This is a genomic window from Paenibacillus sp. 7523-1 (assembly GCF_002276415.1).
GTDB classification, from domain to species: domain Bacteria; phylum Bacillota; class Bacilli; order Paenibacillales; family Paenibacillaceae; genus Paenibacillus; species Paenibacillus illinoisensis_A.
In genome coordinates, this window is record NZ_NPBR01000005.1 from 716682 (window position 1) to 728364 (window position 11683).

The 11683-nt window shown below is 46.7% G+C and carries 10 protein-coding genes; 3 read left to right on the forward strand and 7 right to left on the reverse strand.

Going from position 1 to position 11683, the window contains the following annotated elements; all coding sequences use genetic code 11:
- Nucleotides 1-32: 32 nt before the first annotated feature.
- The gene (locus tag CHH60_RS06535; RefSeq protein ID WP_095358456.1) at nt 33-1727 is read right to left on the reverse strand and encodes a M3 family oligoendopeptidase; all 1695 of its coding nucleotides are present in this window, start codon (nt 1725-1727) and stop codon (nt 33-35) included.
- A gap of 709 nt (nt 1728-2436) precedes the next feature.
- Between CHH60_RS06535 and CHH60_RS06540 the strand changes: the two genes are divergently transcribed.
- The gene (locus CHH60_RS06540; protein WP_095358457.1) at nt 2437-3177 is read left to right on the forward strand and encodes a hypothetical protein; all 741 of its coding nucleotides are present in this window, start codon (nt 2437-2439) and stop codon (nt 3175-3177) included.
- Nucleotides 3178-3313: 136 nt separating this feature from the next.
- A complete protein-coding gene (locus tag CHH60_RS06545; RefSeq protein ID WP_095358458.1) occupies nt 3314-3526 on the forward strand; it encodes a hypothetical protein in 213 nt (70 codons plus the stop codon).
- Nucleotides 3527-3613: 87 nt separating this feature from the next.
- Here CHH60_RS06545 and CHH60_RS06550 read toward each other — a convergent pair whose 3' ends face one another.
- Nucleotides 3614-6370, reverse strand: coding sequence for a PAS domain-containing hybrid sensor histidine kinase/response regulator (locus CHH60_RS06550; RefSeq protein ID WP_095358459.1), 2757 nt, complete (start codon nt 6368-6370; stop codon nt 3614-3616).
- 283 nt (nt 6371-6653) lie between these two features.
- Here CHH60_RS06550 and CHH60_RS06555 point away from each other — a divergent pair, with 283 nt between their 5' ends.
- Nucleotides 6654-7478, forward strand: a complete 825-nt coding sequence (locus CHH60_RS06555) for a protein-glutamine gamma-glutamyltransferase (protein ID WP_095358460.1) — start codon at nt 6654-6656, stop codon at nt 7476-7478.
- A 178-nt stretch (nt 7479-7656) separates the two neighbouring features.
- Here CHH60_RS06555 and infC read toward each other — a convergent pair whose 3' ends face one another.
- From infC to CHH60_RS06580, 5 genes are all read right to left on the reverse strand, one after another.
- A complete protein-coding gene (gene infC / locus CHH60_RS06560; protein ID WP_095358461.1) occupies nt 7657-8148 on the reverse strand; it encodes a translation initiation factor IF-3 in 492 nt (163 codons plus the stop codon).
- A 97-nt stretch (nt 8149-8245) separates the two neighbouring features.
- Nucleotides 8246-9178: a manganese-dependent inorganic pyrophosphatase gene (locus CHH60_RS06565; protein ID WP_095358462.1), complete on the reverse strand. Its 933-nt coding sequence runs from the start codon at nt 9176-9178 to the stop codon at nt 8246-8248.
- A 169-nt stretch (nt 9179-9347) separates the two neighbouring features.
- Nucleotides 9348-9671, reverse strand: coding sequence for a (2Fe-2S) ferredoxin domain-containing protein (locus CHH60_RS06570; RefSeq protein WP_095358463.1), 324 nt, complete (start codon nt 9669-9671; stop codon nt 9348-9350).
- Between the two features lie 103 nt (nt 9672-9774).
- The gene (locus CHH60_RS06575; protein ID WP_255247846.1) at nt 9775-10548 is read right to left on the reverse strand and encodes a metallophosphoesterase family protein; all 774 of its coding nucleotides are present in this window, start codon (nt 10546-10548) and stop codon (nt 9775-9777) included.
- Nucleotides 10549-10616: 68 nt separating this feature from the next.
- Nucleotides 10617-11624: an LLM class flavin-dependent oxidoreductase gene (locus CHH60_RS06580; RefSeq protein ID WP_095287568.1), complete on the reverse strand. Its 1008-nt coding sequence runs from the start codon at nt 11622-11624 to the stop codon at nt 10617-10619.
- Nucleotides 11625-11683 lie beyond the last annotated feature (59 nt).

An 11683-nucleotide genomic window follows, 5' to 3' on the forward strand; every position in this document is an offset into this window, starting at 1 on the left:
AAACGATCGGTATCTGTTTGCAGAAAACTTGCTTACAGAGCTTTATCGTCTACCCCATCCAGCCACGCTTCAATATCACCGATTACGGAGGAGACACAGCCATCCTCAAACGGGGAATTCAGACCAGCCAGTTCAACCAATCCTGTGAAGGAGAGGCTTCCTCCCGCCTTGCACAATGTCAGATAGTCGGCCCATGCAGACTTCATATCCTCGTTACTGCGTTTCCAGAACTGGAAGGCACAGATCTGAGCCAGCGTATAGTCGATGTAATAGAACGGCGAGGAGAAAATGTGCCCCTGCTTATGCCAGAATCCACCTTGCTCCAGATAGGCATTATCCTTGTAGTTGATGTGTGGCAGATACGTTTTTTCAATGTTGCGCCATGCCTGCTTGCGCTCAGTCGGTGTTGCATCCGGGTTGGCATAGACGAAGTGCTGGAATTCATCCACGGCAACGCCATAAGGAATAAAGAGCAAACCGGAGGACAGGTGATCAAACTTGTATTTGTCCGTATCTTCCTTGAAGAACAATTCCATCCACGGCCATGTGAAAAATTCCATGCTCATGGAATGAATCTCTGCCGATTCGTAAGTCGGCCAGTTGTATTCCGGCACCTCAAAGTGACGGCTCTCATACACCTGGAACGCGTGACCAGCTTCGTGTGTCAGGACATCGATATCTCCGGATGTACCGTTAAAGTTTGAGAAAATAAACGGTACTTTATAATCATTCAGGAAGGTGCAATATCCGCCGCCCTGCTTGCCTTTTTTACTAACCAAATCCATCAGTTCGTTATCCGTCATCATCTGGAAGAACGTATCCGTCTCAGGGGACAGCTCTGCGTACATTTTTTTACCATTCTCAATAATCCAGTCCGGATCCCCTTTAGGAGTCGGGTTACCTGTCTTGAAGCTGAAACCCTGGTCATAAAAATAGAGGGTATCCACATCGATCCGGCTGCGCTGACGCTCTCTGAGCTTCGTGGCCACAGGTACAATGTAATCACGAACCTGTGCTCTGAAATTGGCAACCATCTCCGCGTTATAATCGGTACGATTCATGCGATCATAACCAAGTTCCACATAGGATGGATAGCCTAATTTTTTGGCAATTTGCGTACGTACTTTTACAAGTTCATCGTAAATGCGGTCAAATTCCGCTTCGTGCTCAGCCATGAACGTATATCTTGCTTCCGAAGCGCGTTCCCGCATGGAACGATCTGTAGACAGTTCAAACGGATGCAGCTGTGGCAAGGTACGTTCTTCGCCTTCAAACGGAATTTTTGCGGAAGCAATCAATTGATTATATTCTGTGGACAGCTTGTTCTCTTTTTGAAGATCCTCGATAATTTCAGGGCTGAAGGTCTTCAGGGACTGTTCTGCCAGCTGGAACAGCTGAGTTCCCCATTTTTGCTCCAGTTCCGCACGGAATTTTGAATTCACCAGTGCCCGGTAATAATCGGTGATATACTCTTGAATGATCGGGGAGCTTTCATCCAGAAATTCGTTTTCTGCTTTGTAGAATGTATCATTCGTGTCAATGGAGTGACGGATATAGACCAGTTGCGCCATAGTCTCAAAATCACTGCGCAATGCGTTAATCTGATCCATAAATCCGCTCTGCTCATCCACCGTAGCCGCAGCTTCGAAACCCTTCAACAGCTCACGGAAAGAAGTTTTGATTTTTTCCAGATCGGGACGTGTATACGTATATTCACTAAATTTCATTTATGTACACCCTTTCCTGTTAGGCATATTTCGGGAAATATCCCGAGTTGGACTAATCCCTATTATACAAAAGAGCAGCCTAAAAATCCCATCTTTACGAAAAATATTTGTCCATCGGTCAAATTGTGCGACACCTTTCGTTATATATATATTACGCGATTATGTAAGGTACAAATTTATATGTAAGTAACGTATTGCACAGAACATCAGGATAACATCTTGCCAAAACAAATAAACCTGCCTCGCAAACGCGCGAAGCAAGCTTATGGCTTGTCTCATGTCCATGTCATCCATGTCATTTATGGTTTAGCTATTGTCTTTGTCAAGAATCTGAAAGAACCAGCCCATTCCGATCATTCCCACAACCATTACTGCAATTAGAATAATGATGTATGTCATGAATGTACCCCTCCCTGCATCCGATTGATCAACATACTATTTACAGTTTACACGTTGAAACGCCTTTTGAATTGTCCTAACATTGACAAAAATACGACATCTTTAATTTTAACCTAAATTATTATTGCACAACTATTCGATCAGCATCCCATTCGTCATATCGAAATGGTTATCAAGTCAGGATGACTTACCAGAAGTTCCATCTGACATATTTACGGTGTATACTATAAATCTATTAATTAAGTAATGGTTTGAATGCAGCATGCAGTATGGACTTATGCAAATCGCTTACGTAGAAAGGTTGAAATCAATGTCGCCGACTCGTATCCCCTTACGCCATCTATTTCTCACATTTATGCTTGGCCTCATGCTGATTATTCTATCCGCTTGTGCCGATGGAGAAGCTCATCTGACGGTCAACATGGATGGTTCAACAGACCTGGATATCCATCTCGGTGTAACTGAATCCGCGCTCGGAAAGATTGGACAGGACAATCTGATGCCCCTGCTCGAAGAAGCCCTGAAGAAAAACAACTTTCAGGCCGAGGTCGTAGACGACGGAGAACGGAAGCAGCTCTCAGCAACAACCCACTATGAGAAAAGTAATACTGCCGCTAGCTTCGATCTGTCCAAGCTTCCAAAAGGCATCCAGGTTGAGCAGTCCACGGAGCCAGGCTTCTTCACTTCCAAATTCCATGTTACTGCCACCGCTGACCTGATGGAATCCATGCCGGATGGGGAGATTAAGGATCAGATCAACAAGGTGCCAAGCTTCCTTAAAAACCTGCTGCTCAAAGATGTGAAGTTCGACTTCAAACTGAGTCTGCCAATCAAAGCTGAAGATTCCAACGCGGACCTGGTTGAAGATCAGGGGAAGACACTGACCTGGCACATTTCTCCCCTCAATTCGAATACACTGGATTTGACAGTACAGGTACCAAACATTCGTAACATTATCATTACCGCAGTCATCGCTTTAATTGTCGTCGCTGCACTGCTCATCTGGTTTTTTGTCCGTCGCAAACGGACAAGACGCCGCCGCATGGGATAACTTCACCCGGTTAATGTGAATACTGGAGCATAATTGGATGTTTGACTTGCCAAACCGTGTTATGGATAGTAGAATACATCCGTACTGTGTGAACGGTTAAATTCATTATGGAATAGCTAAAGAGGTGACAGGTTTCATGAATATCCGGGAATGCCCACTGCCTGGTATCGGAGTTAAGTACCAGTTTGATACAAAAAGCGGCAACCAACTGGTTATTATTAAACACGAAGATGGACGCCGCGAATTGTTCTCTGTTGATCCAAGTGATCACGAAGAACTTACATTGATTGCGGAACTGGAAGATGATGAATGCGTAACCCTCTCCGGGTTGATCGGAGGATGGTCCTGATCCTTTTTGGTCATGGACTATGGTATAGACCTAAAAAACCTGCCCCTTTAATCGGGAGCAGGTTTTTTTAGGTTTTATCTCACTCTTTCATGTATCCAGCATTAACCGATGAGCCCGGATATAAGGTACCCAGGTGCGCAGCACACGGGTAATTTCGGATGAACTGAACGGCTTGCTAATAAAATCCTGCATTCCGCATTCCAGGCATGCATCACGATCACTCTCACCCGCAAATGCCGTTATGGCAGCGATGACCGGAATCTCGGGATGGCTTTGTCTTATTTTGCAGGTTGCTTCAATCCCGTCCATGATGGGCATTTTGATATCCATGAAGACGATATCGTAAGATTCCCTTTCGAGTGCGCGTACCGCTGCCTCTCCGTTCTCAACGATATCACAGACGCCGCCCAGCTTGCGCAGCAGCTCCTCCATCAGGTGGCTGTTCACCGGCTGATCCTCCGCAATCAGGATGCGAATATTGGCTGCGAGCAGGGATTGATCTGCTTCAACCCAAGTATGGTCTGAAGCTTCCATTCCGTCATCAGACTCGTCCTGCCATTTCTCAAGCAGCAGGGTAAAATGAAACTCGGCTCCCTTGCCTATTTCACTATGCACCCCAATTGCACCATCCATTAATTCAACCAGCTTCTTGCTGATCGCAAGTCCAAGACCGGTACCACCATATTTGCGATTAATGGCCGGGTCAAGCTGGGAGAAGGATTGGAACAATTGATGCTGTTTGTCCATGGCGATGCCGATTCCCGTATCCTTTACGACAAAAGAGAGCTGGAGTTTGTTCGGATCACCATCTTCGGGGGCATTCACGCTCACACGAATTTGAATGCTTCCTTTCTCCGTAAATTTAACCGCGTTGCCCACAAGATTGATCAGAATCTGACGAATTCGGGTTACGTCCCCTCTCACACGCTCAGGGATCTGGTCAGAAATCTCGCAATACAGCTCTATATTTTTCTCGGCAGCTTTCAGAGCAAACAGTTCAACAACACTGGCTAGCATTTCCTGGATATCCACGGCGTCACGTGACAGATCCATTTTACCAGCCTCAATTTTACTGAAATCAAGTATCTCGTTGAGAATGTGAAGCAGTGACTCCCCACTATCGATGATGATCTCAGCGAATCCGGATTGCTCTTCATCAAGCTCAGTTTCTTTCAACAGATTGGCCATGCCCATAATCCCGTTCAGCGGAGTCCGCAGCTCATGGCTCATAATCGCAAGAAATTCGGATTTGGCACGGTCCGCCTGTTCGGCTAACTCCTTGGCACGAATGATGTCATTCACCGAAGTCATATCCCGGAACACCAGTACTCCTCCGCGGGTATTTCCTTGATCCATAATCGGTTTCAGCTGGAATTCCGCGAGGAAGCTTGATCCGTCCTGCCTCCAGAAAACAGATTCCGATCTAGGCAAACTTCGACCTTCCCGTACTGCCTTTACAATCGGTGATTCATTGACCGGGTAAGGGATTGCCTCGTTTTGCATTTGCAGAATGATATGCTCGAAGTGCACACCATTCATTTCTGTTGGACAGAATCCCATCATCTCGGCTGCAGCGGGGTTGGCAAATATCAATTTCCCGTTCTGGTCCAGTCCAATGACGCCTTCAGACATCGCATTCAGAATCAGGGCACGTTCGTAGCTCAGATTCTCGATCTCCTCCACATATTTTTTGGACTCAGTGATATCACTTGTAATTCCATACACGCCAACGACTCGATCCTCAAGGATAATGGGAACATTGATGACTCTGGTTTCAATTCGGCGTCCGTCCTGGTGAATCAGCCCAATCTCATAACTCTGGGCCTTTCCTTTGACAGACTCTTCAAAATGATAGCGGGTTTTGGCCAGATCCACCGGATCAATCAAATGATCAAAGGATTGGCTGAGCAGTTCCTCCTTGGAATGTCCCGTCAAATGTTCCTGGCCGACATTCGCTTTCAGCAAATTTCCTTCCAGATCAAGAGATGCAACGCCTAACGGGTTACAGTCAAAGAGTGATTGATACTCCTGTAGACTTTGCTCCTGCTTTTTGCTCGCCGTAATATCCCGGGTCACCGCAATCATCTCCTGCAGATTTCCCTGCTCGTCATAGATGTAGTGAGTGATCGTATCAGCCCACACCACAGAACCATCCTTATGCAGCAGACGGTAGTTAATACGGTCTGGTGCCAGACCCTGCATCTGTCCTGCAACATACGCTTCCACGATTGGAATATCGTTCGGATGAATGCAGAACAGTCCGGATTGACCCACGATTTCTTCAGGTTTGTACCCCAGCATCCCAAGACTGGCGGGTGACACATACTTGAAGGTACGTTCCTGATCAGCGTGATGTATGGCAATAAGATCGAGAGAAGATTCCGTAAGGATACGAGAGATTCGGGTGCTCTCTTCCAATTGTTTGCGCTGTTCAATCAAGTGCTGCTCCGCTTCCTTTTGTCTCGTAATATCCACTGCCTGTACAAGCAAATAAAGAGGATGGTTGTTCTCCTCATCCCTAACAATGCAGGCCCGTATGTTCGACCACAGAAGAGAACCGTCCTTACGCTTTAATCGGATTTCCGTCTCGTACATCTGGCTTACCCCATTTGTCATATCCCCGAAGTTGGACCTGAATCTCTCCATCTCCTGATCTACCTCATGGATCATATGTTCAATCGGTGAATCGATTAACTCATCTTCATTGAATCCCAGCATTTCACAAAACGCAGGATTAAGCTGGAGCCAACGTCCGTTCACATGCGAAGCAACAGCAATGCCGATTGGTGCATATTTGTATAGTTGCTCAAACAGAGAGCGGCTCTCTGTAATTGGATTCGACACCGCTTATCCTCCTTTTTACAAATTATTCTCTAATCCATATTATTCGTAATTAACAGCTTGTGCTGTACATAACTTCATCTATAGAGTAGTACCCCAAATAGGATGATGATTAAACGATATCCACTGAATCTTTTGCATGAATCGACATTTTGTGTATGCTCTCACACAGGGAATGTTCAAACAGAGTACAATTCCGGGTGCTAATCGTCATATAAATGAAAAGATACGCGTGAGGTTCCGTTCACACAAGCCCGAACATTCAACGAAACGGAGGTTGTCATGTATGATCATCGTTGCGAATCAACCGCTTGATTTGGTACGTTCTCAGTGGTCTGCTTTTGAATGGCATTGGTTGCAGCAGCTTCAGAACAGACCGACCCTATATTCCTATCAGACCATGGATCATCTGCAATTCGAATGGAAGCTTCGAGCCTCTCTGGTTCATGCAGCAGAAGGATTGAATGCCAGCGGAGTCAGCTTTGCTTCGTTTGAGAAATCAAGATGTAATCCCGCCTACTGGAATCTCAACAATGAGGGAGGATTTGAACTCAAACCGAATGTAACTCCGGCTGAAGGCATTCGGGATATTTGGAGGAATGGTTCCCTGTATGCATTTGAATGCGCAACTGCAACAGTCATTGTGCTGTACGGAGGGGTACTCGAAAGTATTCGCGAGGAGGCCTTCAATTCACTCTTTCGCGACTTACTGCTCTTCGATTGGCACTATGACAGCGATCTGCGCTTAACCGAGAAGAACGGCAGCCATAACGCACTTCCTGGCGATGTACTTTATTTCAAAAACCCGGATGTCTCTTCCGAAACGCCAGAGTGGCAAGGGGAAAATACGATTATGCTCCGTGAAGACCTGTACTATGGTCATGGCATCGGTATTGCCTCCGGGGGACAGATTATTCGTACATTGAACCAATTCCGCACTCCCGGAAGTCAAGTTTCAGCCTACTTGATGGATAACGTGATTTATCCCGATTTTTATTATCTGTCCCGATTCGCCGAAAATAGTGATCTGAATGCACCTGCAGGCACTACACCTGTGTTGCCAGGACAATTATATGTACGGATTGGCGGCAGCCGGTATCTGCGAACATGAAGCTGAACGTTTGGTTAACGAGGATTCAGAGGAAAGAAAAACGTTTGACCACAACATAAATAAAGCCCAATGGAAAAACAGATTCACTGCCTTTTCATTGGGCTTCTGAGCGTAAACTTATTGGGAAACCTCACGGGTTTTCCATTTTTCCGCATGCCAGGCACAAATCAACCTGTTATTATGTGTTTGGGTCCAACTGGACAACAACCTGCTTGCCACTTACCTGAATACCTGTTGTTTTCGTGCCATATTCAGCCAGCGACTTGCTCAGCTGCTCAGCCCACTCCTTACCTGCGGCGCCTTCTTTGCTTCCGTGAACCTGTATGACCAGCTTAACCGAGTCACCTTTTTTCAAGATACGTTCCGCCTGAGCTTGTTTCGTATCCCGGTCATGGTCTTCCATCTGCAAGTTGAGACGAATCTCCTTAACCTTGCGTTTGTCCGGCGATTTGCCGGATTTTTTCTTCTCCTGCTGAGCTTCCTGTATGGCTGCTCCGGCACGGATGAGTTTGCAGGGTGGCGGGCTTGTCATCAGGGACAGGCATACCAGATCCACTTTATGCTGCTTGGCAAGTGCCAAAGCTTCTTTTGTGGACATAATACCGAGATCTTCGCCGTTCAGTCCGGTCAGTTCAATCTCGGATGCTTTGATCTTTTCGTTCAAAATCATGGTGTATCCTCCTTTACGGCAAAAGCCTGTCCTGACCTATGACAGATCAGAGCAGGCTTGGATCAGATTAATGCTATGTTCGTGCCCGATGGTTCAATTACAGGTTATTGAATGCTTCGGTCAGAACAGGGACGATTTGCGATTTGCGAGACACGACGCCTTTCAGCAGTGCCTTACTATCGGAAAGTGTCACATTGTATGCTTGTTCAACCGCTTTGGTAGACTTACCGTAAGCCAGTGCAACGGAATCATTATTCAGAATGTCTGTTACCACGAATAGGAACAGATCCAGCCCTTTACTTGAAATAATCGCTTCGATCGCTGCTTCAAGTTCTGGTTGTTTCACAAGCACATCGTTAACGTCAACGGCGTTTACTTGTGCAATTTCCACTTTGGCTTGTCCCATGGCAAACTCTTTGGCATCCAGGGAGATCAGTTCTGCAATTGTTTTCTGGCTCAGATCCGCGCCGGCTTTCAACATATCCAAACCGTAGCTGTCAGCATCCACACCCGCAATGGCAGCCAGCTCACGTGCTGCTGCTACATCCTGCTCTGTGCAAGTTGGGGATTTGAACAACAGGGAATCCGAAATGATCGCGGACAACATCAGTCCTGCAATCGGTGCGCTAATTTCAACGCCGTTTTCTTTGTACAATTTATTCAAAATGGTTGCTGTGCAACCTACTGGTTCTGCACGGAAATACAGAGGCTGGCTTGTTTCGAAGTTAGCAATGCGGTGATGGTCAATAACTTCAGCTACCGTCACTTCCTCAATATCGCTTACACTTTGCTGACGCTCATTGTGATCGACCAGAATAACCTTGTTTACTTCGTTCGCAGCCGTTTTGATCAGACGTGGAGCTTCTACCTTGAAATGATCCAGTGCAAACTGGGTTTCACCGTTCACTTCACCAAGACGCACAGCTTCAACGTCCTGTCCCAGTTTAGTTTTGAGATCCGCATACGCAAGTGCAGAACAGATCGTATCCGTGTCGGGATTTTTGTGACCAAAGATTAACGCTTTTTCCATATTTATAGCCCTCCGTCAATTGTGATTAGAATAATCATGTCATAATTCAAATCATACCTTACTGATTATATCGTCAATAAGACTTAATTCCAAACCCTTAACAGCGAATTGATTGAAATTCGTTCTCAGGGTCTGCTTCATCACTGGAAAAGGGAGAAACCCTGCAGTTTTATTTGGAGGCCGGTTGAGCCACGTTCGCAATCAGGTGACTCTCCAGCTTCTCCCCTTCACACAGTGCCTGTACCAGTGCCCGGCCGGATTCAGGGGTCATTTTGCCATACCAGTCTCCCTGCGGATACACGATCGTCACGCAAGCATCGTCACACCGCCCGTTGCAGCGTGTTCGTGTTGTATGAATAAATCCACCAGCCTGCTGCTTCTGAATTTCATCCCGTACAGCCTGAGTGACTTCCTCTCCTTCATTCCGCATGCAAGTACCACCGTTGCAGAGCAGGATGTGGTGCTGAAGTTGATCCAGATTATAAATAGCCAAAACTCGGTTCATTCCCCTCGACTTCTATGATATGTATTGATAATCAAGTATCTTTCATAAAAATATAAAGTAGCACACGGAACCTGGATACGCAATGCAAATATTAATCTGCCGAGCCTTCTCCAGTCTCTCCCCTTTTCACATGAAACGTCTGTAAACTGCCGTCCTCACCGATCTCAAGCAGGTTCAATTGCTCACCGTACGCGCATCCTCCATCTATGCCGATCTTGTCACCACCAGGATCAAACCAGATATCTGCACAATCATGCAGGTGCTTCACTGGTGTGTGTCCAAATATCACCGTATCCGAGATGGATGTGGGCCTCAAGTAAAAGGCCTCCCGAATCCAAATAAAGTCCCGTTCAGGCTGACTGCGCCAATCCTTTACATCCGGATTGATTCCTGCATGCACAAAGATATAACCTGGTACTTCATGAACAAGGGGAAGCTCACTCAGAAAACGGAGATGATGCTCATATCTGCTGCGAATCCAGTGCTTGGCTTCCATGTAGGCAGTCCAATCCATCTGCTCTTCATCAAAACAGATCTCCACATAACTGCCCAGTGTCTGCAATCCGCCATTGCGAATCCAGTGCATATCATACTCTTCCACGTCATTCATTAGGGCTTTGACCATCATCGCATCATGATTTCCCTTGATCACCACCACACCATGCTTCTCCCTAAGTTCCATGATCTGCTCAACCACCTGCCGGCTTTTCGGTCCCCGGTCCACATAATCTCCAAGGAGAATCAGTTCATCCTGATTGAGGTCAACATGCACTTGACGAAGCAGCGCATTGAATTCATCATAACAGCCATGAATATCACTAATGATACATCTGCGAATGTGAATTCCTCCTCTCTGCTTACACAAGAATACAATTGAAGCCCCGCATAGCGGGACTCCAACCCCTTAGAATATAAATTCCAGTTCAACCGGCTCTAATCCTTCTTGAGACCAAAAGCTTCAGCAATCAGGCCAAAAGAGCGCAGGCGTGCATCAAACGAATGAATGGCTGATGCAATAATGACCTCGTCCGCTTCATGACGTTCTGCCATGGCCGTAATTTTATCCTTCACTTGATCCGGTGTACCAATTATGGAGAAGGAGCGACGCTGACGAATCTGTTCCATTTCCATCGCTGTATAAGGATAATTATGGACTGTTTCCAGCGAAGGAAATGAACTCTGCTCTAATCCTCTGCCCAGACGCAAAAAGAACAGTTCATTACTACGGGCCAGTTCTGCTGCTTCCTCCTCTGTCTCTGCACAGAAGGCCGCTACGGCAATCATGGAATGAGGTTTGTCATTCAAAATCGATGGTTTGAAATGTCTACGATAGTATTTCATTGCTTCTTCCCCGCCAGGTGTTCCGAAAAACTGCGCAAATGCATAGGATGTCCCCTGTGCTGCAGCAATTCGGGCGCCTTCTGAACTGGAGCCCAGCAGCCATACTTCAGGTACCGTTGGTACAGACGGTCCGGCTACCAGGGATGCAAAACGGTGATCCTCTGGCAGCTGCTCGTGGAAATAACCGCCCAGGTCAGCAATTTGCTGCGGGAAAAATTGTACATTGGAAGCCTTGCCCTCGTTCAGAGCCCGGCTCGCAATCGGCATGCCGCCTGGTGCTCTGCCAATGCCGAGGTCAATTCGCCCAGGGTGCAGTGCCTCCAGCAGACGGAAGTTCTCCGCGACTTTATAGGCACTGTAATGAGGCAGCATTACGCCACCGGAACCAACCCGAATCCGGTCGGTATGAGCTGCGACATGTGCGATCATAACCTCCGGACTGGAGAAGGACAATGCTCCGCCGCCATGATGCTCGGACATCCAGAACCTGGAGTACCCCAGTTCATCGGCATGCTTCGCTAACGTCACAGTCTCCTGCAGTGTGTCCTGTACGCTGCGTCCTTCATTGATATGTCCATGTTCGAGTACACTAAGTTTCATCTATATTCATTCCTCTCGTCGAATGGGTTGCTGGCCATATTTTTCGAATGCAAAATTCA

Excerpts from the sequence above, each read along its gene's own strand:
- CHH60_RS06535 (WP_095358456.1), bottom strand. The coding sequence starts at position 1,727 with ATGAAATTTAGTGAATATACGTATACACGTCCCGATCTGGAAAAAATC.
- CHH60_RS06540 (WP_095358457.1), top strand. The coding sequence starts at position 2,437 with ATGTCGCCGACTCGTATCCCCTTACGCCATCTATTTCTCACATTTATG.
- CHH60_RS06545 (WP_095358458.1), top strand. The coding sequence starts at position 3,314 with ATGAATATCCGGGAATGCCCACTGCCTGGTATCGGAGTTAAGTACCAG.
- CHH60_RS06555 (WP_095358460.1), top strand. The coding sequence starts at position 6,654 with ATGATCATCGTTGCGAATCAACCGCTTGATTTGGTACGTTCTCAGTGG.
- infC (WP_095358461.1), bottom strand. The coding sequence starts at position 8,148 with ATGATTTTGAACGAAAAGATCAAAGCATCCGAGATTGAACTGACCGGA.
- CHH60_RS06565 (WP_095358462.1), bottom strand. The coding sequence starts at position 9,178 with ATGGAAAAAGCGTTAATCTTTGGTCACAAAAATCCCGACACGGATACG.
- CHH60_RS06580 (WP_095287568.1), bottom strand. The coding sequence starts at position 11,624 with ATGAAACTTAGTGTACTCGAACATGGACATATCAATGAAGGACGCAGC.